Origin of the sequence: Tabrizicola sp., from assembly GCF_016792905.1 — a bacterium.
Classification (GTDB): domain Bacteria; phylum Pseudomonadota; class Alphaproteobacteria; order Rhodobacterales; family Rhodobacteraceae; genus Tabrizicola.
In genome coordinates, this window is record NZ_JAEULP010000049.1 from 47,608 (window position 1) to 74,575 (window position 26,968).

A 26,968-nucleotide genomic window follows, 5' to 3' on the forward strand; every position below is an offset into this window, starting at 1 on the left:
GGATCCTTCGGGTCAATCGCGCGGGTAGCTGGCCGTTGCGAAGATTGAAGCCTGCAACTGTGCCCAAATTGGGGCGTGGAGCGGCTGCAAACTTGACGCCAAAGGCCAGAGGTCATGGAAGCGGAGGAATTTCGTCACAGTCTTGACTGTTTCCGGAATAACAGATGATCCCAAGACAGGCGGCCATCGAAACATGAACACGGAAACAGCGTGACGTGCAGTCCGACGTGATATCCCGACCCGAATCGCGGTCGCCAATCCTCTGGTGGATCTGCCTCGCCGGTGTTGCGCTGGTGGCCCTGACGGCGCTGCGCAGCCTGCCACAGATTGCCGATCTGCTGGTTGATGCCGATGGCGACGACCAGATGCGCCTGGTCGAGGTGCGCGACTGGCTGGCCGGGCAGTCCTGGTTCGATACCCACCAGTATCGCGTGCTCCCCCCTGACGGCATTTCCATGCACTGGTCGCGCTATGTCGACGCCGGTATCGCAACTGTTCTCCTTGCGGCTTCGACCATGCTCGCCGCACCGCAGGCCGAGCTTGCGACAGTGATCCTGTGGCCCAGCCTTCTGGCCTGCGGGATGGTTCTCCTCCACGCCCATGGCGCGAACCGCCTTCTGGGTCCGGCCGGTGCCCTGGGGGCGCCGGCGGTCTTTCTAAGCTGGAGCAAGCTCGGCGGAGAGTTCGTTCCGCCACGGATTGACCACCACAACGTCCAGATGCTCTGCGGTACAGCGCTGTTCTACCTGTCCGTCGTGCCCGGGCGAGCGCGGCTTGCGGGGGCGATTGCCGGTGTGGTGACGGCCTTCTCCCTGGCCGTCGGACTGGAGATGCTGCCCTATCTGGCGACGATCTGGGGCCTGATGGCGCTGCGCCATGCCTTCGGCGAAGACCGGACCGGCGACTGGCTCTTGGGTTTCGGAGCGGCGATCACCCCGGCCGCGCCCCTGCTGATGGCGGGCCAGACACCGATGGCAGACTGGGGCGTCGGGCATTGCGATGTCCTGGCCCCGCCCGTGCTGACCCTGGGCGCCGTCGGGGTCGTGGCAACGCTGGTGCCGGTCCTGGCCGAGCGCGTCATTTCCAGCCCGGTTTCCCGCATCGTGACCATGGTGGTGATCACCTGCGTCGGGCTGTGGCTTGCCTCTCCGCTGCTCGTGCCCTGCCTGGCCGGTCCCTACTCCAACTTACCGCCAGCGGTCCGCAAGATCATCGAGACGAACGTGGTCGAGGCTTTGCCGGCCTCGAAACTGGTCTGGTCCAATCCCGCCCTGCTGGCCCGTGTCCTTCTGCCGCCGGTCGTGATTGCGACACTGGCAGTGGCGGCCTTCTGGCGCTTGCGAAAGCGGTTGTCACCGATGCAGGCAAAGGCCCTTTTGCAGGCATTCGTGGTCGTGGGGGTCGGGCTTGGCTTTGCCCTTGCACAGATCCGCGCAGCCAACCTGATGACCCCCGCGGTGCCGTTGCTGGGCGGCTTTCTGGTCTGGGCCTTCACCCTGATCCCGCGCGCCAGCCTGTGGCGCATTCCGGCTGTTCTCGTGCTCCTGCTTGCCCTGCCCGCCGTTGTCGAACACGGTGCGAAGGCGCTTCCCGGCAGGTCGGTGGCAGGCGGCGGCAAGGGGGTTTCAGGGCCCGGAACAGAGCCGCTTCAGACCTGCCGGACCGAACCCGCCATGGCCGAGATCGCCAGCCTGCCGAAATCTCTTATCTTCTCGACCCTGAACCTCGGTCCCACGATCCTTGCCTACACCCCGCATTCCGTTACCTCGGCGACGTATCACCGCAGCCCGGACGCCATATGGAACGGGCTTGGCGCCTTCGAAACCCTGGACGCGTTGCATCAGGCGCTTGTCCGCTCGGGGGCGGACTATCTGGTTCTGTGCGTCGGGGGCGCGGTCGAACAGGCTAACCCGGACATCCGCGCGCTGATGTCGGGCAGCCCGCCCGGCTGGCTGGTCGACGTGACCGCCGGTCGCACCCTGGTGCGGGTGTTCCAGGTGGGGAAAGCCTCGCTTCCCCGGGCGGGCGCCACGCCATGATGCTGCCTCGCGACACCACCTTGCCCCGCTTTGTCGCGGTCGGCGGCGCGCTCGCCATGCTCTACGCCATGCTTGCCGCGCTGGCGACGTCGCAGTTGTCCCTGCCGAAGGCGGTGGCCTCGGGCCTCATATGGACGCTTTTCATCCCGGTCGGGTTCTGGATCCACCGGCGTTTCACCTTTGCCGCGCGTCGCCCGCATCGCCTGGGTCTGTGGCTTTATGCCGCGACACAGGTGCTGGGCATCGGGATCGTCGCCGCCGTCAGCTACCTTCTTGCCAGGGGCATGTTCTGGCCTGATCTTCTGGTGCATCTGCTTGCATCGGTGCTGGCGGCGATCACCAGCTACCTGATCACCCACTGGCTCGTCTTTCCCGACCGATCGGCAGACTGACGGGCGTTCCAAGAATTTCCCCTTCCCGTAGCGGGCCTGGCAGACTACGGTCGCTCGCGTTAACGATCACCGTTCCAGTCAAGGGAGACAAAGGATGGGCAAGAGGGACGATCTCATCGCCAAATATGCCGATGACCTGAAGAACAAGTGCAAGGTGACGCCGGACATGGCGCTTCTCACCAAAGTGACGATCGGCTGTGGCCCGTCGATCTATGACAACGACGCGCAGACCGTCGCGGCCTCCGACAAGGACGAGCTGGAGCGGATCAAGTCGAACTTCCTGATCAAGAAGCTGGGCCTCAAGGATGGCCCGAGCCTGATGGAAGGCATCAACGCCGCCATCGACACCTACGGCAAGTCCGAGCGCAACAAGTTCCGCGCGGTGTTCTACTACCTCCTCGTCAAGCATTTCGGTAAGGAAAAGGCCTACGCCTGATCCCGGGCGCCCCGGCGGACATTGCCAATGCACAGGGGGCGGGTCATGTTGGCCCGCCCGCACCTCATAGGCGATCATGTCCGCACATCCCGAATCCGCCCAGACCGCCCCCGACTCGACCGTCGTCCAGGTCATCCTTGCCGTTGCGCTGGGGCATTTCCTCAATGACCTGATGCAGTCGCTGATTCCGGCGGCCTATCCGCTGCTCAAGACCAACCTGGCGCTCAGCTTCTCGCAGGTCGGGCTGATCACCTTCGTCTTCCAGGGCACCGCTTCGGTCCTTCAGCCGCTGGTCGGGCTCTACACCGACCGCAGGCCGCTGCCCTACGCCATGGCCGTCGGCATGGCCTCGACCGGGACCGGGCTTGTCCTCCTGGCTCGCGCCGACAGTTTCGGCACGGTGCTCCTTTCGGTCGCCATGATCGGCCTCGGCTCCTCCATCTTCCACCCCGAGGCCTCGCGCATCGCCCGGCTTGCCGCCGGGATGCGACCCGGCTTCGCCCAGTCGCTGTTCCAGGTCGGCGGCAATGCCGGGTCGGCGCTTGGCCCCCTTGCCGCCGCCTTCGTGGTCATGCAGCGCGGCCAGCTTTCGATCGAATGGTTTGCCGCCGTTGCGATCGCGGGAATGGTCCTTCTCTGGGGCGTGGGACGCTGGTATGTCGCTGTCGGCGCGGCCCGTGCGCTCGCCCGCAAAAGCCGGGCCCGCTCTGCCACGCCCCTGCCCGCTGCCACCGTCCGGCTGGGGATGCTCCTCCTGATCCTCTTGATGCTGTCGAAATTCGTCTACTCGGTCTCGCTCTCCAGCTACTACACCTTCTACCTGATCGAGCAGTACGGGCTGACCGTGGGCCAGTCCCAGTTGTGCCTGTTCATCTTCCTCGCCTCGGTGGCCGTCGGCACCATCATCGGCGGCCCCATCGGCGACCGGATCGGGCGGCGGCGGGTGATCATGTCGTCGATCCTCGGCATCCTGCCCCTGACCCTGATGGTGCCCTGGCTGCCGCTGGTCCCCTCTGTGATCGCCGTCTCGCTGGCCGGGCTGATCCTCGCCTCGGCCTTCCCGGCCATGGTGGTCTATGCCCAGGACCTGATGCCGCAAAGCACCGGGATGGTGGCGGGCCTCCTCTTCGGGCTGGCCTTCGGCATCGCGGCGCTTGGCGCAGCGGGGCTTGGCGTGCTGGCCGACCATTGGGGCATCGTCGCGGTCTACCGGATCTGCGCCTTCCTGCCGCTTCTGGGCCTCGTGGCCTTCTTCCTGCCAAACCCGCGGGACTGACCGGATTTACCTTAAATGCCACGGGCTTCGCGTTTGCGCGGGGCCGGGCCTTCGGCTATCCATGAGCTTGTCAGGGCAGGACGCCCGGGACCCTTATACAGATCACGCGGTGCTTGGGGTGTGCGCGTGGGTTGGATGGAGGGTCCCGTAGGGGTGCGGGGCCCTCCATTCCATTCTTGGCACGCCCCGCTCAGCCGCCCGCGTTCAGCAGTGGCAGCTTGCGCAGCATGTCGCGCAGCGTTGCCGCGTCCCAGGGCAGGAACTCGGTGATCCCCAAACCCACCACCGGCACTTTTGCCGCCACCTCCGACAGAAGCCGCACCACCTCGTCGATTTTCATCCGCCCCTGGGGAATGCCGTCGAATGCCCCCGGGGGTGCATCGGGGCGGCTGAAATACAGGCTGCGCAACTGGGCCGGGTCCAGCACGTCCAGGTCAAGATGGATCGCCAGGTGCCGCGCGCCCGCGTCGCGCAGCCAGTCCAGCACTATCCCCGACCCTTCGCGCAGATCGCCCGGAGTCGCCACCTGCGCCCCCAGCCGGTCCAGCGTGGCGCGCTCTACGGGCGACATGTCGTAAAGCCCGGCATACATCACCCGCCCCGGCACCAGATGGCGCGGGACACGGGCCACGAACTCCGCGTCGCCCTCGCCCAGAAGCTGCGCCAGCACCATGGCATGAGCATTCGGCGTCTGCGCCATTCCCATCACATCGGGATGGGCATCGACCCAAAGCACGGCAAGGTCGTCATAGCGGTCAGCGAGATAGGCAAAGGGCGCAAGGTCCACGCCGCAATCGCCGCCCAGCACCACCACCCGTGCGGGCTGATGCTGCCGCAGGGCCGCCATCGCCGCATCCGCCTGCGCCAGCACCGCACGCCGCGCGCGAATGCCGCCCTCGACCGGCAACTCCGCACCCGAGGGCGGCGGCACGTCGATCTCCAGCACAGGCCCCGTCGCTTCTGGCGCAAGCCATGCCAGCAATAGCGCGCCAAGGTGATACAGTGGCAAGCCGCCGCCCTGCCATTGCGGGAAGACAAGACGCAGGGTGTCGGTCATCAGAACGCGTTCAGCATGGCGCCCATGATCGTGCAGCCGACGATGCTGTTCACCCCGTCGATCAGGGTCAGCGCCGGTTTCCGCATCCCGAAGGCATAGTTCATCGCGACCCAGGGCGTGATCAGGAAGGCTCCGATCCCGGACCCTCCCATCAACCCCTGTCCGACCGAGGCGAGCCCCGACATCGCGAAGACATGCCGCATCATCCCCGCAACGATGACCATCGCGACCAGCCCGACGACGAAGGGCATCGCGCCGCCATTGCCCTGCGGCTTGCCCTTGGCGTCGACCGGAATTTCCGCCGCCGCGATCCAGGCTTTCGACATCGACATGTACCAGACTGCGCCGAAGGCGAAGGCGGCCAGCGCCGCCACGATGACGTTGAGGAATTCCATGACCGTCCCTTCCCGTTTTCCGGAAGGATGCCGCAAAACCGGTGCCGGGGAAAGCGTTCAGCCGATCCGGCCGCGCGCCCCGCCGGTCTGGCCCCGGTCGAGGAGCAGGTGATCCAGCAGGACGCAGGCCATCATCGCCTCGCCCACCGGCACCGCCCGGATACCGACACAGGGATCATGGCGCCCCTTGGTGATCAGATCCACCTGGTCCCCGGCCCGGGTGATGGTCCGCCGTGGCGTCAGGATGCTCGACGTGGGTTTTACCGCGAACCGGCATACCACCGGCTGCCCGGTCGAAATGCCGCCAAGGATGCCCCCCGCGTGGTTCGACAGGAACTCCGGCCCATCCGGTCCCATGCGGATCTCGTCGGCATTCTCCACCCCGGTCAGGGCCGCCGCCGCCATCCCCTCGCCGATCTCCACGCCCTTCACGGCATTGATCGACATCATCGCGCTGGCAAGGTCGCTGTCGAGCTTGCCATAAAGCGGCGCCCCCAGCCCGGCAGGCACGCCCTCCGCGACCACCTCGATCACCGCGCCGACCGAGTTGTGCGAAAGCCGCAGCTCATCCAGATAGCTCGCCCAGTCCGTCGCTGCCTGTGCATCGGGGCACCAGAACGGGTTCCGCTCTATCTCGCCCGCATCGAACCGGCTGCGATCGATTTCCATCGCCCCCATCTGCACCATGTAGCCGGTGATCTTCAGCCCCGGCACCAGCATCGCCAGTACCTGCCGCGCAACCCCGCCCGCCGCCACGCGGCTGGCCGTTTCCCGCGCCGAGGAGCGACCGCCGCCGCGATGATCCCGCAGGCCGTATTTCTGGTAGTAGGTGATGTCCGCGTGCCCCGGCCGGAACGACTGCGCGATGTCGCCGTAATCCTTCGATCGCTGGTCGGTGTTCTCGATCATCAGCTGGATCGGGGTGCCCGTGGTCTGCCCCTCGAACACGCCCGACAGGATGCGGACCTCGTCGGCTTCCTGCCGCTGGGTGGTGAACTTCGACGTGCCGGGCTTGCGCCGGTCCAGCCAGGGCTGGATGTCGGCCTCGGAAAGGCGAACGCCCGGCGGGCAGCCATCCACCGTGCATCCGATCGCCGGACCGTGGCTTTCGCCCCAGGTGGTGACGCGGAAGAGATGTCCGAAGGTGTTCAGGCTCATGGCGGTCTCCTACGGATCGGGCATACAGGCCGCGCGACCCTCGCCACAAGCCTTGACCGACGGAAAATCCTCCCGACGGCGTTGAACGGTCACGCCGCCGTGAAAATTCCGCCGCTCCGGGGGTTGAAATGCCACTCTCCCTTCCCACTTCCCCTTGGCGGGCCGGGCCCCTCTGACGACGCCAGTCGTGATGTCGGACCGCATCGAGAAATCGTGCTCGATGTCAGCCCGGCGCCCTGCCCCTGAAAAGGCTGACCTCTCGACGCACCTATAGAGAGGCAAACGGGGATGGAATTCCTCTTCCTGACATTCCTGGCCAAGCCCCTGTGGCTGTGGCTTCTGTTCCTGGCCATCGTCATCGCGCTGATGGTCTTCGACCTGGGCGTCCTGCACAAGGACGACCATGAACTTGGCGTCGCGGAAAGCCTGAAGCTTTCCGCCTTCTACATCGGTATCGCGATCCTGTTCGGCGGCTACATCTGGTGGGCCTGGTCGAACGGCACGCTGGTGACAAGCGACGGCACCAATCCGGTCGCGGCCTATTTCCAAGGCTACATCATCGAGAAGGTGCTCTCGATCGACAACGTCTTCGTCATCTCGCTGATCTTCGGCTACTTCGCCATTCCCCGGAAATACCAGTACCGCGCCCTCGTCTGGGGCATCATCGGCGTGATCATCCTGCGCGGCATCATGATCGCCATCGGGGCCGAGCTGATCGCGGCCTACGACTGGGTGACGCTGGTCTTCGCCGCCTTCCTGGCCTTCACCGGCTTCAAGATGCTGGTGGTGCCGGACAGCGATCCGGACCTGTCGCAGAACCCGGTCGTGCGTTTCATCTCGACCCACATGAACGTGACCAAGCGCCTGCACGGGCAAAGGTTCTTCGTCCGCCAGCCGAACCCCGTCACCGGCAAGCTGATGCTCTATGCCACGCCCCTCTTCGTGGCGCTGATCGTGATCAACTTCGCCGACCTGGTCTTCGCGGTCGACTCGGTGCCCGCGATCTTCCTGATCACCACCGACACCTTCATCGTCTACACCGCGAACATCATGGCGATCCTCGGCCTGCGCGCGCTCTACTTCGCGTTGGCGGCATTGGTCCACCGCTTCCACTACCTGAAATACGCACTGGCCGTGGTGCTGATCTTCATCGGCCTCAAGGGGTTCTACAGCTACTTCTTCGGCAAGTTTGACCCTTACCTGTCGCTGGCGATCACCGTGGGCATCATCGTCGCGGGCATCGTCTATTCGCTGTGGAAAACGCGTGGGGACGACGATGGGCACGGGACCGCAGTCAAGGCGGCAGAGTAGCGCCGCCCTGCCTGATCTGGCTTGCAACATCGTGGTCGCCGGGCACCCCGGCGATCCGCAACACCGAAAGCCCCAGTGTCACGTCCACCAGCCCGTCCGGGCGGCGCGTGACCTGGGGCGGCTTCGGCCAGGCGGTCAGATCATAGACCTGCTCGGCCTGCCACTGGCTGACATGGGTCACCCCGCCATAGGCCAGGACGAAGACCACCGCCCCCGGCCCCGGATCGACATGGGTAACCCCGGTGCCCGCATGGATCGTGTCGTTCCCGCCCCCCAGTCGCACCCGGTTCCGCCCCGGCCCGGTATGGACCACCGAGGATCCGTCGCCGTCATGGATCTCGTCATTGCCGTGCCCGCCGAAAATCTTGTTCCGCGCCGCCGTACCGATGATCGTGTCATCGCCCGTGCCGCCGTCCAGCACATCGCGCCCGCCGCCACCGACCAGCCGGTCATTCCCCGCCCCGCCGTAGAAGTAATGCCGCGAGCTTTCGCTGGCCGAGATCGCCCGCAGCACATCGTCGCCCTCGCCGCCGTAGAACGTGGCCCCGCCATATATCGGACCGATCATCACGTCGTTCCCGCGTGAGCCGCGGACGCTAACCATCACCCGCTCGGTGGTCTCGAAATGGATCGGGCTGTCCGGATGGGCCACGATCCGCAGCATGCGCGAGGATTTCTTCGCCGCCTCCGCATCCTCGTGCCGCGCCAGCACCGTGGCGATGCGGATGTTCTCGACGTTCATCGGGCAGTGCAGGACATAGCCATCCGGCCCGCCCAGATACCACAGCGTATCGGTCCCGCCCTCCTTGGTTTCCCTGATCTTCTCGGCCTCGGCCCCGTAGGCCCAATAGTTGTCGTTGCCCCGACGCCCCTCCAGCACGACCGAGCCATCGACCGCCATCATCGCGTTCACGCCATCCGCCGGGTTCTCGAACCCGCGCAGGTCCAGGCCCAGCTCCAGCGCCCCCTTCACCAGCTCGCCCCGCAGCACATCCATGGGCGCCGTCGCGATCAGGTTCTCGGTCTCACCGGGGTCGGCGACCACGTCGTAGACATGCTCCTCGCCGTTCGGATAGCGGAAATAGCGGAACTGCCGGTAGCCCTCGATGGAGGGCCTGACCGACAGCGTTCCGAAGACCGAGGTAATCGGTGATTTCGTGTCGTCGAAGCTGCCGAAACTCGCGTCGACCAGCGGGAGCAGGCTTTGCCCCGAGGTCCAGTCCGGTCGCGGCGGCAATCCGGCCAGCTGCATCACCGTCTTGGGAAAGTTGTGCAGAGACACTGGCAGGTCCACCACCCGGCCCTCCGTCATCCGGGGCGACCAGATCGCCAGCGGCACATGCGCCGCCGAATCCCACTGGCTCATCTTGTGGAAACTGTCGTGGTTCCCAAGGTTGAAGCCGTTGTCCGACAGGAAGATCACCGTGGTCCTACCGCCCAGAGGCGATGCCGCCAGCGCGTCCAGGAACCGCCCGATCTCATGGTCCACATGGCTGATCGCGGCGAAGTAGGCGCGGACGACCTGCCGCCAGCCGTCGTCCCCGCCCTTTTCCGGCGTCCAGTTGCCATTGGCGATATAGGCCGCTTCATAGACCGCAAAACCCGGCGGCGGGCCGTAGTAATCCTCCGGCGCCGCGATGTCGGGCCAGCGGATCGCGGCGGGATCGTACAGCTGGTAGAAGCGGTCCGGGCATTCCAGGTTGTAATGCGGGTGCTTGAACCCGAGCTGGATCAGGTGCCGCCGCTTCGGGTCCGCCCTCCCGAGGAAATCAATCGCATTCTGAGCGACGGTGAAATCGTAGAACAGATGGTCCTGCGATCCGTCATCGTCCGGATAGTTGATGCCCTTGATCCCCGGTCCACGGTCCAGATAGACCTTTTCCCCCGGTCGCGGGCCGCTGTCCTGCGCGGGCACATCCTCGTGGAACAGCACCCGGCGATAACGCTCCGGCATCGGCTTGTAGGTCGCATCCACCTTGCCGGTGGTAAAGGTGTAGAACCCCGCCCGGCGCAGGTCATAGGCCCAGGCCTTCTCGGGCGGCAGCACCTGGCGCCAGAAGCGGTTCAGGTCGACAAGCCCGGTGCGGAACGGCGACAGCCCCGTGGCCAGTTCCGCCCGGCAGGGCGCGCACAAGGGGATCGTGGCATAGGCGTTGCCGAACCGCACTCCCGCATTCAGCAGCCGGTCGAGGTTCGGGGTCTGGATGGTGATCCCGAACGTGTCGCGCCAGGTGAAGACGTCGATCATGTCATCCACCCAGATGACACAGATGTTGTCGCCCGCGATGCTGTCCGCCGTGAAACCCATCTAGAGGCCCGTCAGCTTCAACCGTGCCGGCAGCGCCCAGCGTCGCACCGCGCCCTCGCCGAAATCCCCGCGCAGGGCCCCCCGGTTCGCAGGATAGGGCCCGTCGCCGGGGGCCGACGCATGGGCATAGGTCACGAAGACCTCGCCCTCGGGCCGTTTCGAGCATTTCAGCACCACGACCTTCGCGTCGTCCTTGTCGATCCCGACCCCGGTGATCCGCGCCCCGTTCGTCACCCCGTCCAGCGCGAAGCCCGCCAACTTGCCCGCGACGAAGGGATCACCGCCGTCGATCACCAGCCCCTCCTGCGCCTCGCAGATCAGACGGATACCGCCCTCGGACCACTCCGCCAGCTGGATCACCGGACACAGCCAGCGGCCCCCGCCCTGCACCGCCAGCAGCGCCTCGGCCAAGAGCACCGCCTTCTCCGCCCGGCCTTCGTCGGTCAGCCGCCCGGTGTCGTCGATCCGGAACGCATAGGAGGGTGCTGCAAAGACCAGCTGGTGATCGCCGTGGTTCCAGGACAGTTCCCACTGCCCCTCCAGCCCCGGCCCGCGCGTCACGCTCAGGGTTCCGCAGTCGAACGCCGACAGGAACACCGGCCGCGCCAGCCCCTGCCTGGCCATGCCCCGGGTGATCCGCTCCATCAGCGCGATCATCCCGTCGCGGTAGGCCGTCGCGTCGCCGGTCAGGTCCTCCAGCGTATAGTCCAGCACCACCGCCAGAACCTGCGCCCCCACCCCCAGCCGGGCGGAGGCCGCCACCAGATTGGCAAAGCACTGGTCCAGATTGGCCATTGCCGCCTCGGTCCCCAGATCATGCGCGGTCGCCGCCGTGTCCGTCTCGGTCCGCACGACCAGCACGGGCAACGGCTGGTGCGCAACCCGCCGCCGGGCCAGCAACTCGTCCGCAACCAGCGCCTCGACCGTCAGCTCGCGCAAGGGCTCCAGCTCGGCCGTCGCCACCGCCTCGCCTTCGCCCCCCATGCCCACCGCGCCGATGTCGTCGCCCGGGGTCAGCACATGCCAGCGGAACCGCGCCGGACCGGGCGAGCCCAGCCCCGCCCGCGCCCCGCCGATGCCCAGCACCGCCATGAGCGGCCCCCGCGCCTCGGCGATGACCGCGCCCCCGGACACATGCCGCCGATAGCCCCGCGCAGAGTCCGCGCCCGGCAGGTTGGCCTGGAAGAACAGCCAGTCCCCCTCGCGCCGGGGGGCCCAGAGGTCGATACCCTCGGGCAGATCGGGCAGCGGCAGCGTCTCGCCCACCACCGCCTGCGGCTTCAACTCCAGCCGCGCGGCGATGTCGGCGATCACCTTGTCGGACAGGCGCAGCACCAGCCCCGTCTCGTCATAGCCGATCACGTCGCCGTTCTCGGCCCGGATGATCACGCCTTCGGGGGGGATCGGTTTTTCCGCCATCAGAACAACGCCTTGAAACGCTCGGGCAGCCGGTAGACGCCCTTGGGCCGCGCCCCGCCGGGCGAGAAATAGACCACCTTCTTCTCGCGCCAGCCCTCGACCATCTCCTTGCGGAACTCGGGGAAATCCACCGTTTCGGCCCGGGGCTTCTCCTTCGACAGCGCCTGATAGGTATCCCAGGCGGTGTCCCAGCCGGTCTTCTGGCGTTCCACCTCTTCCAGCGCCCCGCTCTGGATCACGCGCTGGGCGCGTCGTGTGGCAAGCCGTCCTTCCGTCATGTCGTGGTCGATGAAACGCAGGTGGAAAAGGTAGAGATGCGGGTCGAGATGCAGCTTCGGATGGTTGGCGAAATGCCCGCCCGGCGCCATGTCGATCTTGTCGCAGGTGATGCAGGGCTTGGCGTAATTCGCGTTCAGCCGGAAGATGCGCCGCACGTCCAGGATATTGCGCCCCGCGCTGATCGGCTCCGGCTCCAGCGTCGGGTTGTGCACCATCTCGATCGCGAAGGGCGTGATCACCCGCGGCCCGCCCCTGACGGCATACTGCTCCAGATAGTCCGGCAGGCTGTCCGACACGGCCGGATCGACACAGACGATCTCGTCCACATCCCCCACCAGCACCCAGTTGTAGAAATTGGTGAACCCCGTGGTCAGCCGCGACAGCATCTGCCAGCGGCGCTGGTTGAAGCAGTTCCGCGTCTCGTCAAAAGGCAGATAGATGACATTGCAGCCTTCGGCGATCTTCCTGTGCTCGGGGTCGCCGCCGTGGCTCAGGACGAACAGGTTCTCGCGGCCCAGCTGGCGACCGTAATATCCGACCCAGCGCGAGAGGAAGAAGTGATCCCCCCCGACCATGGTCATCGCCATCATCCGGCCGCGTGTCTGGTCCATGTCCCCGCCCTGCCCATGGCCCCGCATAGCATGAGGTCGAAGCCGGGGCCTAGAGGGGAGCCGAGAGGAAACTCCCAAGCCTTTCACATTTGCCCAAGTATCCTCGGGGGTTTGGGGGTGGAAAACCCCCAATTGCCCGAGCCGGTTGCGCGTTCTTCACGCGCAGAGGCGAGACAAGGAGTCTTCGCGCGTCAGCGCTCAATCTGAAAACCGCCCGCACTGGGCACGACGGTCAGGTCGCAGCCCCCACCTTCCGCGCGTTCACCGCGCCGCGCCGCGCGCGGCGGATGAAGACCTTCTCCTCGTCAGGCAGGTCCTGCCCCAGCCGCAGCATCGCGTCCGCCGCCTGGATCACCAGCTGGTGCCGCCCCCGGTTCGCTGCCGCCGCCAGCACTGCCCGCTGCCATTTCGTCACCGCCCGCCGCGCGCGGTAGGCCTGCCAGAACGCATGCCCCGCGCCATTGCCCTCGACCAGCGCGTCGATCAGCAGCGGGAAGGTCCCGGTCTTCAGCACCACCCGGATCGCCTCATGCGTGGCGAAGGGCAGCCGCAGAAGCTGCACGTTCGCCCCGGCAAGCCGTGCGGCATGGGCGCGGTCCTCGGGCACCATCGGGTCAAAGACCACCACCGCCCGGCGGATGTAGGGTACCGCCGCCGCCGCATCGAGAAACGGCATCCCTTCCCAGTTCGACCGCTTGACCGAATAGGGAAACCGCGCCTCGAAGGGTGCGATCACCCGGTTCATCGTGGTCTGGGGCGAGAAGGCCAGCACCCGCGCCTCGGGGATCAGCGGCGCGAAATTCAACGCCGCGAACCCCCCCATCGAGGCGCCCGTCAGCACCACCCGGCGGAAGCGGCGAAAGAAGCCCCGCTCCTCCAGTCCCCGCAGCAGGGCAGGGGCGGTCGGCTGGCGGAACCAGTCCTTGGCATGGCTCTGCACCCCCAGCACCGAATGCCCCATCGGCTCCAGCCGCTTCCAGGCCCAGGGCCCGCGCGGCCAGCCCTCGTCGATCGTGGCGAGGTTGTCGAAGGACACCACCAGCGCCCCGTCCAGCGCCCCGTCCTGATCCGGTCCCCGGCCCTCGAACCACAGGTTCGCATGCTCGCCCCGGATCAGGAAGCGCCGCGCAGCCACGGCCTCGTCCAACCCCATCTCGGGCGGAGTATCCAGTGGCGGTGGGGCTTCGGCGTCCACTCAAAAGGCCCAGCGCAGATAGCGGCGCAGCGCCGACAGCGTCGCCCGGTCCCCCGGATCGACCGAGCCCTGCAGGCACCGGTCGGGCCAGAAGATCACCTCGTGCAGCAACGACTGGCCCAGCATCTTCGCAAGCCCGCTCCGGTTTGACCGGCAGCCGATGAAGAAATCCGCCCGGTGCGCCAGCCCCGGCACATTGGCGCTGGCCTTTGCCTCCTCCTCGCCCATCCCCAGGCGCAGGCTGCGCCCGTCGAAGGACATCAGCGCCAGCTTCACTCCGCGCCCCTTCGGCACCGGCAAGGACAGCGACACCGAGTTCATCTTGTCCTTCGCCAGAAGCCGTCCCTCGCCCTCGGTCAGGAAGATCATGTTGTGCGCCTGCCCGGTGAAGACCGACGCCAGCGTCTTGGCCTCGCCGTCCGAGGTGTAGACCACCGCCATGGTGAAGGCCTCGACCTCGGGCGCAAAGCCCGGCAGGGTGAAGCCGCAGTTCATCCCGTCGCGGCAAAGCAGCGCGCCCGGCGGCCCCGGCTCGAACCGACTGTTTCCCGTGTTCGGACCTGCCGCCACCGCCTCGACCGCCATCCGCGATTCCCGCCAGCCGGTGATCGCCTCGCCCGTCCGGACCAGATCCTTTTCGCGGGCGATGAACCGCGCGCCGCCGCTGCGCAGGACCATCTCCGAAAGCAGCCGGTCCTCGCCTCCGATCAGGGCGCCGGGTGGCAGCCTCATCGCGATTTCAAGCATCACGCCTCCCCCTCCTGGCCATCTTGCCGGGGGCAAGGACCTGCCGCAAGCCCGCGCGCCCGGCCCCCGGTCGCAACCCCGCGGACAATCGGCATCACCTGCGACAGCACCGCCGCACCGAAAGCCGCATTGTGGTGCTCGAAATCCTGCTTTCTCAGATGGTCGTCCACCGCATATTCAACGCCGGTGAAGATGCCATCGACCACCGTCTGTTCCGGCTGGCGCAACAGCGTGATGCCGTCCTCTGCCGCAACCGCTTCCAGGATGCGCCAGAACCCCGGCACCCGCTCGGCGATCAGCACCGCGACCTCGGGCGGAAAGGCCCTGGCCAGCTGCGGGGCATTCTCGGTGGCATAGGCGGTCGGCGCCAGCAGGATGCGGGCTGTCCCGTCCGCTGCCAGCCCCCGGGCCAGCTGATAGCCCTGAAGCCGACGCAGATCGTCGGTCAGGATGCGCCGCTGCAACCCCTCGCTCAGCAGCGGGCCGGCGGACAGCAGGGTCAACACCCGCTTGAACAGCGGCCAGACATAGACCCGCGCGCCCATCACCAGGATGACGTCGAAATCGGCGGCAGGCAGGAAGGTCCGCCCCTTCGCGTTGAACTTGGCAAAGCGCATCGCGGTGAACTCGTCCGTCGGATGGATCGCCCCGTCGCGGACCCGCAAAAAGCGGAACCGGCCCCCGACATGGCCCCAGTATTCCAGATCGACACCCGAGACATCGACCAGCCCCTGAACCTCGGCCTGTTTCAGGCAGGCATAGTGGCTGTCCCCGAAGATGCAGAACCGCGGCAGGCCCTCAGCCATGGCGCCGATCCGGCGCGAAGGCGGCCAGGATCTCCTCTTCGCAGCGCAACTCCTCGGCTTCGCTCAATTCCGGCTCCGGCGCCTCTTCCGGCAACGGCACCAGGGCAGCGGGTGCGGGCGGCAGGGCCGCCACGGCACCGAAGGCCGCCGCCTGGTCGCGGAAGAACTGCGCCATCACATGATCCACCCCTTCCGGCAGCACCGACCGCAGGTTCGATGCGAAGAAGCGCCCCCGATAGGCCGGATGGGTGATGATCTCATAGGAGGGAAAGTAGTCCACCCGCGGCTGCGCCCGCACCAGCTCGGACGCCACCGCGCGCAGAAGCGACTTGGAATGGCTGGTCGCCGTCAGCACATGGTTCCCCGAGGCTGTCGCCGTCAGCGGCACGGGCGAGACGGTCAGCAACACCTTCAGCCCCCGGTTCACCCGGAACAACAGCCGCAGGGCCGCCGTCATGTCCGCCATCAGCGCGGCGAAGCCATGGTTCACGAAGCCATGCGCCTCCGCATCGAACGTGCCCGCCACCGTGCCGGGGCAGACCGCGTATTCCACCCCGGTCGCGCGGTCCTGCCAGGCCTCGGTCAGCCCCATGGTGAAGACGAAGACATGCGACCCCTTCACCGCCGCGGCAATCGCCGCCAGCGTTTCCCTGCGCGAGGCGCAAAGCTCCTCCGGGCTGACAAACCCTCCCGGCTCCACCCCCGGACGGAACGGGTCGTAGAACCGGCCGTCCTTCTCCCAGACGGCCTCGGGAACCGGCACATCGGTCAGCGCCCAGCTCAGCCACTGGTGCAGCATCCGGGGCGTGTAGATGTTGCCGGTGCGGAAGCTGAAGGTGCCGTAGTGATAGTCCTTCCGCTGCTCGGCCGTCAGCCCTGCCGGTCCGGGCTCGAAATCCAGCCAGCGATAGCGCCGCGCGACCAGCGCTTTCGCGAAATGCTGCGCAAAGCATGACCCCGCGGTGACAATCCGGGTTCGCCGCCTGATTTCATGCCGGGGCTTCCACAGGCCCGTGATCTCCATCGCATCCCGTTCGGCGACGGCGGTGCGCCAGAAGCGGTCCTCGGGCAAGGTCTCATAGGGGTGCGACATGCGCGGGCGGTCCTTGGGCTTTGACCGGAATAGGACGAACTGGCTGCGGGAAGGTCAACCGCTTTCCTTTGCCGCTCTCCACAGGCCTCCTGCGGCGTGGTAGCCTCGCCCCATGCCCAGCCTCTGCCGCGACTGCCTGACCCTGACCGATGCGGCGCCCTCCCGCTGCCCCTCCTGCCGGTCGCCACGCATCGTGGCGCACGTTGAACTGGCCCAACTCTCCATCGCCCACATGGACTGCGACGCCTTCTATGCCTCCGTCGAAAAACGCGACAACTCCGCCCTGCGCGACCAGGCGGTCATCGTCGGCGGCGGGCAGCGCGGCGTCGTCTCCACCTGCTGCTACATCGCCCGGATCAAGGGCGTCCGCTCCGCCATGCCGATGTTCCAGGCCCTGAAGCTCTGCCCCGAGGCGGTGGTGGTGAAACCCCGCTTCTCCGCCTATACCGAAGCCTCCCGCGCCATCCGCGCGATGATGGAGGAGCTGACGCCTTCCATCGAACCCCTCTCGCTGGACGAGGCTTTCCTCGATCTCACCGGCACCGCCCGCCTGCACGGCGCGCCCCCCGCCGTGCTGCTGGCAAGGTTGACCAAGCGGATGGAGGACGAGCTGGGCCTCACCGGCTCCATCGGCCTCTCCCACAACAAGTTCCTCGCGAAAATCGCCTCCGACCTCGACAAGCCGCGCGGCTTCTCGGTCATCGGCAAGGTCGAGACGGAAAGCTTCCTGAAGCCGAAACCCGTCCGGGTCATCTGGGGCGTCGGCACCGCCACCCAGACCGCGCTTGAATCCGCAGGCATCCGCACCATCGCCGACCTCCTCCGCTGGGACCGCGCCGACCTGACCGCCCGGTTCGGCCAGATGGGCGACCGGCTCTGGCATCTGGCGCGGGGGATGGACACCCGCCGGGTGAACCGCGACGAAAAGCTGAAGTCGATCTCGAAAGAGACCACCTTCTTCGAGGACACCTCTGACCCCGACCTCCTCGACGGCCATATCTGGCGCTTGTCCGAACAGGTGGCGGACCGCGCCAAGGCCAAGCGCCTGTCGGGCCGCACCGTGACCCTCAAGCTGAAGAAGGGCGATTTCCAGCTCGTCACCCGCCGCCATGCCCTGACCGACCCCACCCAGCTCACCGACCGCATCTACCGCGCCGCGAAGGACCTCTTCGACCACGCAGGCACCACCGGCCCCTTCCGCCTGATCGGCGTCGGCATCTCCGACCTCGCCCCCGAGGACCAGGCCGATCTTTCGCAGGACCTCCTCGACCCCAACGCCACCAAACGCGCCGCCGCCGAACGCGCCACCGACGCCATCCGCGCCAAGTTCGGCGCCGAGGCGATCATCAAGGGCCGCGCCCTCCGCTGACCCGCTCCTCGCTTGCGTCCCGCATCGCTCCTCGCTGATCGTCGGTCGCGACGGCGCGACACCGTAGGGTGCGCTACAGCGCACCACCGACGCGTCCAATCAGGGCCGCCGGATGAAGTCGCCCATATGCACTTGACGATAGAACGGTATGTTGTCTGCCCGCCCCGTTGCAGGCCCAAGTGCCGGTTCGGGATACGGCCCCAACCACCCCAACGGGCCCTCCACCACTCCCTCCGTCACCGCCTCATCGGTCACCTCCACCACCACCGTCGTCAACCTCACCCCCGGCCCGAAACTGGCGGCAAGATCGCCCGGATCGACCAGCTTCACACTGGCCGGGTCCGCGATTTCGCCAAATGTCACCAGCATCGGATACTGACCCTCCGGCACCGTGATCACCCCCGCCGCCCGGTCGCGCTTGTCGCGGACCTCATCGAACAGCGCCCCGTCGATCGCCCGCCCCTCGCGCCCGGCGATCGAGGCCCCGGCGACCGAGCCCATGTATTCCGTCGTCCCCGCCCCCTTGAGAAGCGCAAAGAGGAACCGCCCCGGCGCGACCTCCACCACCACCGCCTCGCCGGTCAGGTCGTAATACCAGCCCATGCCATCCCAACGGATCCATTGCTTGCGCCAACTGACCGCGCTGACCGAGGAGGCCGAGACCTCTCCCGCCGGGGTCGCGACCGTGACGGTCAGCTTCTGGCGCCAAGCGTAGCGGTCCTTGTTGACCACCGCCCAGACCAACGCAAACACGACCGAAGCAATCGCAGCAACAACGAGAACCTTCTTCATCCCGAACCACCCAACCTCAACCGCTCACCCCGACCCTACCACACCCCCGTCCCCCACTTCCTCCGAAACCCCATAGCTTTCACCTGGCACCAAATATCCCCGCCGGAGGCCCTTCGCCCGAGCTGGTTGGCCGAAGGCCAGAGGCGAGACAAAGAGTCTTCGCGCGTCAGCGCTCAATTCAACAGCCGCCCCAACCCGCGACACCATCGGGCAGGAAGCGCCTCCCCTCCCTCTCCGTGGGGAGGGGCCGGGGGTGGGGGGACGCGCGCCAGACATCCTAACATCCGGTAAATGTACGCGACCAACCCCTTGATTCCAAAGGATCGAAAAATCTGTCCACCGTGGACAGCCCCCTCACCCGTCGATGAACGCCCGGATCGCCGCCGTGTATTCCCCCGGCGCCTGAAGCATCGCGAAGTGGCTCGCCTCCGGCAGGATCACCAGCTTCGCCCCCGGAATCAGCGCGGCGATCTTCTCGGTATGGGCGGGCAGGATCGCCTCGTCATGGTCCCCCGCCACCACCGCGACCGGCACCGTGATCGCCGCCACCTGATCGTCGGTCCAGTTCGGCTCTCTCGCCCACATCTCGGATATCTGCGCGACGAAGGCGTCGAACTGGTCCGGCGTCGGCGACAGCTTCGCATATTCCTCGCCCATCCAGGTCGCATAGATCCCCATGAACACCGGATCATCCCCCACCGTCGGGTCCACCCCGTCCGTGGTGATGTTGGCGGCATGGGCAAAGAGGTGATCCAGCCGCTCCGGGTGGGTCATCGCGATGTCCAGCCCGATGATCCCGCCATCCGACCAGCCCACCAGATCCACCTTATCTACCTTCAGGAAATCCAGCAGCGCCAGGTAGTCCGAGGCCATCAGGTCATAGCCGTAGGGCTCCTCCGTCCGGGTCGACCTTCCATGCCCCCGGCTGTCGGCCACGATCACCAGATGGTCCTGCATCAGGTCGATCACCTGGTTCGCCCAGATGTCGGCATTCCCCAATCCCCCGTGGATCAGCAGGACCGGGTCCCCCGCGCCATAGGTGGCGTAGTACATCTCGATCCCGTTCACCGGCGCCATGCCGGAACTTGCCGCCGCGGGCATCTCGGGCGGCTTCGGGATCGTCATCCAGCGATCCTCGGCATGGGCAATGGTCGCGACGGCGACAAGGGCGGCAGCAAGCGTCAGGCGCATCGGCGTTCCTCCTCTGGGATCGGCAAAGACTGACGCCCCGCCCGCCACAGTCAACAGATTCGGCTATTCCGCCGCCAGCTGTCGCGCGGGGCCCGCGACCCCGACCAGTTCGGCCACCACGCCCTCCATCACCCTGCGAAAGCCCTCGAACCCCGCCAGCGGCGCGACCCGGACCTCGTCCATGTAGAGCGCCCGGTCGATCTCGACCTGCACCACATGCACCCCGCGCGAGGGGCGGCCATAGGCCTGCGCCACATAGGCCCCCGCGAAAGGCGCATTCCGCCCCACCCTCAGCCCCGCGCCCGAGAACGCCGCCTCGACCCGCTCCATCACCTCGCGCCCTGCCGTCGCGCCGTAGCGGTCGCCCAGCACGACCTCCGGGCGCGGCTGGCCCGGCCTGGTATGCGCCTCGATCGCCTCGTGCGGCATGGAATGGCAGTCGATCAGCACCGCCTCGCCGAACTGGTCCCTTGTCTCTTCGACCAGCCCCGCCAGCGCCTGGTGGTAGGGATGCCAGAACCGCCTGAGCCGCCCTTCGACCTCTGCCAGCGGCAGCTTGCCGCGATAGATCGCCCGCCCACCCGCCACCACACGGGGAATCACCCCGAGGCCCGAGGAGATTCGCGGATTGTGCGGAGCCCGCGCGATGCCCTCGATCACCGCCGGGTCCAGTTCGTCCGCTGCCCGGTTCAGGTCGATGAAGGCACGCGGCGCCCGCGCTGCCAGGAGCGGTGCGCCGAGCCCGGGAGCCATGTCGAACAGCCGGTCGACAAAAGCGTCTTCCGACGACCGTATCGTGTGGCGGTCCAGCATCGCCTGGTCCAGGAAATCCTGCGGATAGTCGCGCCCGGAATGCGGCGAGGCAAAGATCAGCGGGCTTGTCCGCGCGCGCGGATGGGTCAGCACATAGGCCTCGGTCTCGGTCCGCGACAAGGGCAGGCTCCCACTTCCTCCCCTTGGTATAGCCGCAGAATCCGGAAAGCCAAAACCCCTTGCAGCCTGTGGCACTTGTCAGTATAGCAGCCCCGACCGACGCGGTTCGCCCCGCGTCCTTTTCGTTTCACCGGAAGGGACGGGGTGGATGCAAGGCTCAAGTGGGCGGTTAGCTCAGCGGTAGAGCACTACGTTGACATCGTAGTGGCCACTGGTTCGATCCCAGTACCGCCCACCATTCGCCGCTCCCTCGCGGGGGCATGGGTTTCAATCTGGCGCATCTCGCGCCGCGTAGAAGGAGGACGACCATGAAAGTCGCCAACTCGCTCCGCTCGCTGAAGACGCGCCATCGCGATTGCCAGGTCGTGCGCCGCAAAGGCCGCGTCTATGTGATCAACAAGACGCAGAAGCGCTACAAGGCCCGCCAGGGCTGAGCCTGCTTCAGCAGACTGGATCATGGGCCGCCCTGGGAAACCTCGGCGGCCTTTTCCATTCCACCCGCTCGTCGGTGACTTCCTTGCTCCTCTCAGTTTCCCGCGACGAGAAGACGAAGTCGAACGGGGAGCCGTCACAGAAGGCCCGTCCCGATGACCCTCCGCCCCTTCCTTTCCGCCGACATCGCTGCCGCCCGTGCGCTCTGGCAGGCAACGCCGGGTGTCGGCCTGTCGACCGCCGACGAACCCGCAGCCCTCGAATCCTTCCTCAACCGCAACCCCGGCACCAGCTTCGTCGCCGAGTCGGATGGGCGGATCACCGGCACGATTCTCGTCGGCCATGACGGGCGGCGCGGGCTGATCCACCACCTTGCCGTCGCCGCCGACTGTCGCCGCACCGGCCTTGGCCGCAGGCTGGTCGAGGTCGGTCTTGCCGCGCTGCATCAGGCGGGCATCGACAAATGTCACCTGATGGTCTTCACCGACAACACCGGGGGTGCCGCGTTCTGGACATCGGTTGGCGCCAAGCGACGCGACGAACTGGCGCTATACTCGCTTGCGACTACGCCCCACTGATGTGCCGGGGCCAAATCCTTCGAAGGATGTTGTCCTGCCCCGACCCACCGCCCCGGAACGCCCAGACCCATGCACCCCAATCCCGCCTTCCGCCAGGAACCCCGTGACCGCAACCTTGCCTTCGCCCGCGACCGTGGCTTCGGCATCCTCACCGTCAACGGCGCAGAGGGCCCGCTTGCCGCGCATGTCCCCTTCCTTCTGAACGACGACGCGAGCTTCGCCGAGATGCATCTCGCCCGCTCGAACCCCATCGCCAGGGCGGGGCTGCCGCTGCCCGCGCTTCTCGCCATCTCCGGCCCGGATGCCTACATCTCGCCGGACTGGTACGGCCCGCATTCCGAAGTCCCCGACCAGGTTCCGACCTGGAACTACGTCGCCGTCCACCTGCGCGGCGTGCTGGAGCCCTTGCCGGATGATGCGCTCCGCCCGCATGTCGATGCCCTTTCGGCAGAGCACGAAGGCCGAATCGAGGGTAAACAGCCCTGGACCAGCGCCAAGATGACCGAAGGCGCGATGCCCCGGATGCTGCGGATGATCCTGCCGTTCCGCTTCCGCGTGGACTCGGTCGACGCTACCTGGAAGCTGAACCAGAACAAGGCCCCGGAAATCAGGGCCCGGGCCGCCGCGGTCCTGTCGCGGGGCAATGCCCCGGCGCAGCAGATTGCCGCGCTGATGCGCGACCTGCCCACCGAGTGACGGCGTTGCGACGCACCGATGAAAACCCCGGCAAAGGCTGCTAGGATTGTCTGACGGGATCGACTGATGGGTGCTCAGCATGAAGATCGTGGAAAAGACACCCGCCAAACTCCGGCTCAGTGCCTCGCCCTGGCTGATGGCGATTCTCTTCCTGGCCATCACGGTGACGATGCTGGCCGCCGCTCTCGACAAGCAGCGGCACGGCGCCAGCAACGAAGCAGGCGTGCTGTTCCTTGTGGGTCTTGCCGTGCTGATCGGAGGGCTGGTGTTCTGTGCCTTTGTCCGGCTGACCCTCGATCGCACCACGGGACGGCTCACCTACAGCCGGTTCACCTTGCGCGGCTGGCAGCATCGGGATTGGGCATTGGCTGATCTGGCCGCGATCCGGGCAGCGACCGATCCGGCCGAAAAGATCGCGGAAGGCCGACCCTATCGGCGGCTGGAGCTTGTCTGGAAGACAGGCGAGCCACCCTTTCCGCTCCAGACCGCGTACCAAAGGCCATCGCGGGCAGCCTCCGGCAGCAAGTCACCGCTCGAAACCCTCGCGTCCTCGGTCAACTCCTGGCTGAACGGAAAGCGCTGACCCGTTTACAGGCGCTGTCCCGCCCCCCTATCATTCCTGCGTCGAAACGGAGGTTCCCATGCCCCTGCCCCTCGCCCCCCTGCTGCCTCTTGCCCTTCGGTTCGGCGTCGTCGCGACCACGACCTTCGCCCTGACCCGCCTCGTCGCCGCCACCCATCCCGGCCGCACCGACCAGCGGGCCGAGGATGCGCTGGATGACCTCGGCGAGGGCCTCTCGCTCCATCGTCCCGCCGACCGGGCCGAAGACAGGCAGACCAACGCCACTGCCCGCCTGCGCCGGGTGATCCGATTCCGCGGCAAGACCTGGGAACTGGACGCCGGGGCCATGGCCCGCTTCCGACTGCGGCAGACCGGCAAATGAAGCTCTACCACGCCCCCGCCTCGCCCTTCGTCCGCAAGGTGATGGTCCTCCTCCACGAGGCCGGAGCCGCTGACCGCGTGGCCCTGGTCCCCGTCTCCGGCAACCCGCTGGACCCCGGAACGATCCCGGTGGACCGCAATCCCCTGGGCAAGATCCCGGCCCTGGAGCGCGAGGGCGGCCCGACCCTCTACGACAGCCGGGTGATCACTCGCTACCTTGACGACCTGCTGCAAGCGGGCCTCTACCCCGCCGCTCCCCGTCTCTGGGATACGCTGGTCATCGAGGCCACCGGCGACGGCATCGCCGAGGCCGCCGTCCTGATGCGGTACGAAATGCATGTCCGCCCCCAACCCTCGCGATCGCCAGACTGGGCCGAGGCACAGTGGCGGAAGATCGCCCGCGCCCTCGCCGCGCTGGAGGAGCGCTGGATCAGCCATCTCTCCGGCCCGGTCGACATGGGCCAGATCGCCATCGGCTGCGCGTTGGGCTACCTCGACTTCCGCCATGCCGATCGGGACTGGCGTGGCGCGCACCCGACGCTGACCGGCTGGTTTGCCAGCTTCGCAGCCCGTCCTGCTATGCAGGCCACCGCGCCAGACGCCTGAAGCCCGGGGGGTAACCCGCGACCCTTGCGACACACAGGACGAACTGCCGCACAGAAATGCGAAGCCCTGCGGCTTTGTCCGCTGGACGTGGCGGAAAGCCTTGGCTAGATACGCGGGCGGCGGGGTATGGTCTTCCATGGCCCCTCAAGTCATATGGGCCGGTATCCGACGGCCTGATAGGGGAGAAGATCTCGTGTCCCACGTAGACGATCACGCAGGCACCGGCGAAGGCACTCGGCGGGATTTCCTGTACTACGCAACGGCAGGTGCCGGGGTGGTGGCCACTGGCGCCGCGGTCTGGCCGCTGGTCAACCAGATGAACCCCTCGGCCGACACCCGCGCCCTGGCGTCGATCATGGTCGATGTCTCGGCGGTCGAGGTCGGGACGCAGCTGACGGTCAAATGGCGCGGCAAGCCGGTCTTCATCCGCCGCCGCAGCCCCGAAGAGATCGAGGCCGGACGCGCCGTGAAGCTGGAAGAGCTGGTCGACACCAGTGCCGAGAACAGCAACAAGCCGGAGGCCGACGCCTCGGACGCGAACCGCACGCTGGATGAAGCGGGCGAGTGGCTGGTGATGATGGGCGTCTGCACCCACCTTGGCTGCGTGCCGCTGGGCGACGGTGCCGGGGATTTCGGCGGCTGGTTCTGCCCCTGCCACGGATCGCACTACGACACCGCCGGTCGCATCCGCAAAGGGCCCGCCCCGCGCAACCTGCCTGTGCCCGTCACCGCCTTCTTCGACGAAACCACGATCAAGCTTGGGTAAGGATCAGCATCATGGCCGGAATCCCGCACGACCATTACGAGCCCAAGACCGCCGCCGAGCGCTGGGTTGACAAGCGCCTGCCGATCATCGGGCTTCTCTACGACACCATCATGATCCCCACGCCCAAGAACCTGAACTGGATGTGGATCTGGGGTATCGTCCTCACCTTCTGCCTGGCGCTGCAGATCGTCACCGGCATCGTCCTGGCGATGCACTACACCCCGCATGTCGCCATGGCCTTCGCCTCGGTCGAGCATATCATGCGCGACGTGAACGGCGGCTACATGCTGCGCTACCTGCATGCGAACGGCGCCTCGCTGTTCTTCTTCGCCGTCTACCTGCATATCTTCCGCGGCCTCTACTACGGCAGCTACAAGGCCCCGCGCGAGATCACCTGGATCGTCGGGATGATCATCTACCTCTGCATGATGGGCACCGCCTTCATGGGCTACGTCCTGCCCTGGGGCCAGATGTCGTTCTGGGGTGCCACGGTGATCACCGGTCTCTTCGGCGCGATCCCGGGCATCGGCGAGCCGATCCAGACCTGGCTCTTGGGCGGCCCGGCGGTGGACAACGCCACGCTGAACCGCTTCTTCTCGCTGCACTACCTGCTGCCCTTCGTGATCGCCGCGCTGGTCGCGGTCCACATCTGGGCCTTCCACACCACCGGCAACAACAACCCCACCGGGGTCGAGGTGCGCCGTGGCTCGAAGGAAGAGGCCGAGCGCGACACCGTGCCGTTCTGGCCCTACTATGTGATCAAGGACCTGTTCGCCCTGGCCATCATTCTGGCGATCTTTTTCGCCGTGGTCGGCTTCATGCCGAACTTCCTGGGCCACCCCGACAACTACACCGAGGCGAACCCGCTGGCGACGCCCGCGCATATCGTGCCGGAATGGTATTTCCTGCCGTTCTACGCGATCCTGCGCGCCTTCACCGGCGATGTCTGGGTGGTGATCGCGGCCAACTGGCTGTCGTTCGGCATCATCGACGCGAAGTTCTTCGGCGTACTGGCGATGTTCGGCGCGATCGCGGTCATGGCGCTGACCCCGTGGCTCGACACCTCCTCCGTGCGGTCGGGCCGCTACCGGCCGATGTTCAAGTGGTGGTTCGCGCTTCTCTGCATCGACTTCGTCGTCCTGATGTGGTGTGGCGCGATGCCGGCGGAAGAACCCTATGCCACGATCAGCCTGATCGCGGCGGCCTACTGGTTCGCCTATTTCCTGGTCATCCTGCCGCTTCTGGGCGTGATCGAGAAGCCGCTGGCCCAACCGGCGACCATCGAGGAAGACTTCAACGCCCATTACGGCTCCAAAGCCCATCCGGCCGAGTGAGAGGAAACCGACAATGTTCCGCAAGATCGCACTCATCGCCGCATCGGTACTGGCTGTTGGCACGGGCGCAGCCGTTGCCGAAGGCACCGGGGGTCATATCGAGGACGTGGCCTTCGCCCATGAAGGCCCGTTCGGCAAGTTCGACCAGTTCCAGCTGCAGCGCGGCCTTCAGGTCTACACCGAGGTCTGTGCAGGCTGCCACGGTCTGAAGTATGTGCCCCTGCGCACCCTGTCCGACGAGGGTGGCCCCGGCCTGCCGGAAGATCAGGTCCGGGCCTATGCCAAGCAGTTCACCGTGACCGACAAGGAAACCGGCGAGGACCGCGAGGGCCTGCCGACCGACAACTTCCCGGCCAACACCGGGGCCGGCGCGCCCGACCTCAGCCTGATGGCCAAGGCGCGCGCCGGTTTCCACGGACCCTATGGCAGCGGGATCAACCAGCTGTTCCGCGGCATGGGCGGGCCGGAATACATCCACGCGATCCTGACCGGCTATACCGGCGAGGAGAAGGAGGAGTTCGGCTCGACCTTCTACGAAAACCACGCCTTCGCAAGCGGCTGGATCCGCATGCCACCGCCGCTGTCGGACGACCAGGTGACTTATGCCGACGGCACCAAGGCGACGGTGGACCAGATGTCGATGGACGTGGCTTCGTTCCTGATGTGGGCCGCCGAGCCGCACCTGATGGACCGGAAGAACGCAGGCTTTGTCAGCGTGATCTTCCTTCTGGTCCTGTCGACGCTGCTCTATCTGACCAACAAGCGGATCTGGGCCGGGATCAAGGGCAAGAAGCACGCCTGATCGG

The 26,968-nt window shown here is 66.7% G+C and carries 28 protein-coding genes and 1 tRNA gene; 16 read left to right on the top strand and 13 right to left on the bottom strand.

Features of this window, described 5'->3' with window-relative positions; translation table 11 throughout:
• The first annotated feature begins 227 nt into the window (after positions 1-227).
• From JNL31_RS10450 to JNL31_RS10465, 4 genes are all read left to right on the top strand, one after another.
• On the top strand, positions 228-2,039 hold the full coding sequence (locus JNL31_RS10450) for a hypothetical protein (RefSeq protein WP_294972995.1): 1,812 nt from the start codon (positions 228-230) through the stop codon (positions 2,037-2,039).
• Complete coding sequence (locus JNL31_RS10455; protein WP_294972996.1) at positions 2,036-2,431, top strand: GtrA family protein; 396 nt, start codon at positions 2,036-2,038, stop codon at positions 2,429-2,431. The genes JNL31_RS10450 and JNL31_RS10455 overlap by 4 nt, the downstream gene beginning before the upstream one ends.
• 94 nt (positions 2,432-2,525) lie before the next feature.
• Entirely contained in the window at positions 2,526-2,867 is a 342-nt protein-coding gene (locus tag JNL31_RS10460) for a DUF2853 family protein (RefSeq protein ID WP_294972998.1), read from the top strand.
• 76 nt (positions 2,868-2,943) lie between these two features.
• Positions 2,944-4,143, top strand: a complete 1,200-nt coding sequence (locus JNL31_RS10465; protein WP_294973000.1) for an MFS transporter — start codon at positions 2,944-2,946, stop codon at positions 4,141-4,143.
• Between the two features lie 190 nt (positions 4,144-4,333).
• Here the strand turns inward: JNL31_RS10465 and JNL31_RS10470 are convergent, their stop codons facing one another.
• From JNL31_RS10470 to aroC, 3 genes are read right to left on the bottom strand one after another with little or no spacing between them, the layout of a single operon-like run.
• A complete protein-coding gene (locus tag JNL31_RS10470; RefSeq protein WP_294973002.1) occupies positions 4,334-5,200 on the bottom strand; it encodes an arginase family protein in 867 nt (288 codons plus the stop codon).
• Entirely contained in the window at positions 5,200-5,595 is a 396-nt protein-coding gene (locus tag JNL31_RS10475; protein WP_294973004.1) for a DUF1761 domain-containing protein, read from the bottom strand. The genes JNL31_RS10470 and JNL31_RS10475 overlap by 1 nt, the downstream gene beginning before the upstream one ends.
• A gap of 57 nt (positions 5,596-5,652) precedes the next feature.
• Positions 5,653-6,753: a chorismate synthase gene (gene aroC / locus JNL31_RS10480; protein ID WP_294973005.1), complete on the bottom strand. Its 1,101-nt coding sequence runs from the start codon at positions 6,751-6,753 to the stop codon at positions 5,653-5,655.
• A gap of 288 nt (positions 6,754-7,041) precedes the next feature.
• Here aroC and JNL31_RS10485 point away from each other — a divergent pair, with 288 nt between their 5' ends.
• Positions 7,042-8,064, top strand: a complete 1,023-nt coding sequence (locus JNL31_RS10485; RefSeq protein WP_294973006.1) for a TerC family protein — start codon at positions 7,042-7,044, stop codon at positions 8,062-8,064.
• On the opposite strand, the gene JNL31_RS10490 is transcribed toward JNL31_RS10485, so the two are convergent.
• The 7 genes from JNL31_RS10490 to JNL31_RS10520 all read right to left on the bottom strand — a co-directional run bounded on the left by JNL31_RS10490 (position 8,048) and on the right by JNL31_RS10520 (position 16,522).
• Positions 8,048-10,372: a sulfatase-like hydrolase/transferase gene (locus tag JNL31_RS10490; protein WP_294973007.1), complete on the bottom strand. Its 2,325-nt coding sequence runs from the start codon at positions 10,370-10,372 to the stop codon at positions 8,048-8,050. The genes JNL31_RS10485 and JNL31_RS10490 overlap by 17 nt on opposite strands.
• The gene (locus JNL31_RS10495; RefSeq protein WP_294973008.1) at positions 10,373-11,791 is read right to left on the bottom strand and encodes a hypothetical protein; all 1,419 of its coding nucleotides are present in this window, start codon (positions 11,789-11,791) and stop codon (positions 10,373-10,375) included.
• On the bottom strand, positions 11,791-12,681 hold the full coding sequence (locus tag JNL31_RS10500; RefSeq protein ID WP_294973010.1) for a glycosyltransferase family 2 protein: 891 nt from the start codon (positions 12,679-12,681) through the stop codon (positions 11,791-11,793). Before JNL31_RS10500 ends, JNL31_RS10495 begins: the two co-directional genes overlap by 1 nt.
• 232 nt (positions 12,682-12,913) lie before the next feature.
• Entirely contained in the window at positions 12,914-13,876 is a 963-nt protein-coding gene (locus JNL31_RS10505) for a hypothetical protein (protein WP_294973012.1), read from the bottom strand.
• Positions 13,877-14,623: a hypothetical protein gene (locus JNL31_RS10510; RefSeq protein ID WP_294973014.1), complete on the bottom strand. Its 747-nt coding sequence runs from the start codon at positions 14,621-14,623 to the stop codon at positions 13,877-13,879. It lies immediately after the preceding gene.
• Complete coding sequence (locus JNL31_RS10515; protein WP_294973015.1) at positions 14,623-15,429, bottom strand: hypothetical protein; 807 nt, start codon at positions 15,427-15,429, stop codon at positions 14,623-14,625. Before JNL31_RS10515 ends, JNL31_RS10510 begins: the two co-directional genes overlap by 1 nt.
• Positions 15,422-16,522 (bottom strand): GSCFA domain-containing protein, encoded by a 1,101-nt coding sequence (locus JNL31_RS10520; RefSeq protein WP_294973017.1) that lies wholly within the window; start codon positions 16,520-16,522, stop codon positions 15,422-15,424. Before JNL31_RS10520 ends, JNL31_RS10515 begins: the two co-directional genes overlap by 8 nt.
• Before the next feature lie 112 nt (positions 16,523-16,634).
• Between JNL31_RS10520 and JNL31_RS10525 the strand changes: the two genes are divergently transcribed.
• The gene (locus JNL31_RS10525; protein WP_294973019.1) at positions 16,635-17,891 is read left to right on the top strand and encodes a DNA polymerase IV; all 1,257 of its coding nucleotides are present in this window, start codon (positions 16,635-16,637) and stop codon (positions 17,889-17,891) included.
• A 99-nt stretch (positions 17,892-17,990) separates the two neighbouring features.
• Here JNL31_RS10525 and JNL31_RS10530 read toward each other — a convergent pair whose 3' ends face one another.
• The 3 genes from JNL31_RS10530 to JNL31_RS10540 all read right to left on the bottom strand — a co-directional run bounded on the left by JNL31_RS10530 (position 17,991) and on the right by JNL31_RS10540 (position 20,807).
• Positions 17,991-18,683: a hypothetical protein gene (locus JNL31_RS10530; RefSeq protein ID WP_294973021.1), complete on the bottom strand. Its 693-nt coding sequence runs from the start codon at positions 18,681-18,683 to the stop codon at positions 17,991-17,993.
• A 354-nt stretch (positions 18,684-19,037) separates the two neighbouring features.
• The gene (locus tag JNL31_RS10535) at positions 19,038-19,874 is read right to left on the bottom strand and encodes an alpha/beta hydrolase (RefSeq protein WP_294973023.1); all 837 of its coding nucleotides are present in this window, start codon (positions 19,872-19,874) and stop codon (positions 19,038-19,040) included.
• A 63-nt stretch (positions 19,875-19,937) separates the two neighbouring features.
• Positions 19,938-20,807 (bottom strand): N-formylglutamate amidohydrolase, encoded by an 870-nt coding sequence (locus JNL31_RS10540; RefSeq protein WP_294973024.1) that lies wholly within the window; start codon positions 20,805-20,807, stop codon positions 19,938-19,940.
• Between the two features lie 163 nt (positions 20,808-20,970).
• Here JNL31_RS10540 and JNL31_RS10545 point away from each other — a divergent pair.
• The 10 genes from JNL31_RS10545 to JNL31_RS10590 all read left to right on the top strand — a co-directional run bounded on the left by JNL31_RS10545 (position 20,971) and on the right by JNL31_RS10590 (position 26,964).
• A tRNA-Val gene (locus tag JNL31_RS10545) sits at positions 20,971-21,045 on the top strand.
• Between the two features lie 70 nt (positions 21,046-21,115).
• Entirely contained in the window at positions 21,116-21,241 is a 126-nt protein-coding gene (ykgO, locus tag JNL31_RS10550) for a type B 50S ribosomal protein L36 (RefSeq protein ID WP_023666132.1), read from the top strand.
• A 153-nt stretch (positions 21,242-21,394) separates the two neighbouring features.
• Positions 21,395-21,817: a GNAT family N-acetyltransferase gene (locus tag JNL31_RS10555; RefSeq protein ID WP_294973028.1), complete on the top strand. Its 423-nt coding sequence runs from the start codon at positions 21,395-21,397 to the stop codon at positions 21,815-21,817.
• A 69-nt stretch (positions 21,818-21,886) separates the two neighbouring features.
• On the top strand, positions 21,887-22,513 hold the full coding sequence (locus JNL31_RS10560) for an FMN-binding negative transcriptional regulator (RefSeq protein WP_294973030.1): 627 nt from the start codon (positions 21,887-21,889) through the stop codon (positions 22,511-22,513).
• A gap of 79 nt (positions 22,514-22,592) precedes the next feature.
• Positions 22,593-23,096 carry a hypothetical protein gene (locus JNL31_RS10565; RefSeq protein WP_294973032.1) on the top strand — a complete coding sequence of 168 codons (504 nt, stop codon included), beginning with the start codon at positions 22,593-22,595 and terminating at the stop codon, positions 23,094-23,096.
• 58 nt (positions 23,097-23,154) lie between these two features.
• Positions 23,155-23,457, top strand: a complete 303-nt coding sequence (locus JNL31_RS10570; RefSeq protein ID WP_294973034.1) for a hypothetical protein — start codon at positions 23,155-23,157, stop codon at positions 23,455-23,457.
• Positions 23,454-24,062 (top strand): glutathione S-transferase, encoded by a 609-nt coding sequence (locus JNL31_RS10575; RefSeq protein ID WP_294973036.1) that lies wholly within the window; start codon positions 23,454-23,456, stop codon positions 24,060-24,062. Before JNL31_RS10570 ends, JNL31_RS10575 begins: the two co-directional genes overlap by 4 nt.
• Before the next feature lie 193 nt (positions 24,063-24,255).
• Positions 24,256-24,828 (top strand): ubiquinol-cytochrome c reductase iron-sulfur subunit, encoded by a 573-nt coding sequence (petA, locus tag JNL31_RS10580; RefSeq protein ID WP_294973038.1) that lies wholly within the window; start codon positions 24,256-24,258, stop codon positions 24,826-24,828.
• An 11-nt stretch (positions 24,829-24,839) separates the two neighbouring features.
• The gene (gene petB, locus JNL31_RS10585; protein ID WP_294973040.1) at positions 24,840-26,162 is read left to right on the top strand and encodes a cytochrome b; all 1,323 of its coding nucleotides are present in this window, start codon (positions 24,840-24,842) and stop codon (positions 26,160-26,162) included.
• Positions 26,163-26,175: 13 nt separating this feature from the next.
• On the top strand, positions 26,176-26,964 hold the full coding sequence (locus JNL31_RS10590) for a cytochrome c1 (protein ID WP_294973042.1): 789 nt from the start codon (positions 26,176-26,178) through the stop codon (positions 26,962-26,964).
• Positions 26,965-26,968: the final 4 nt, after the last annotated feature.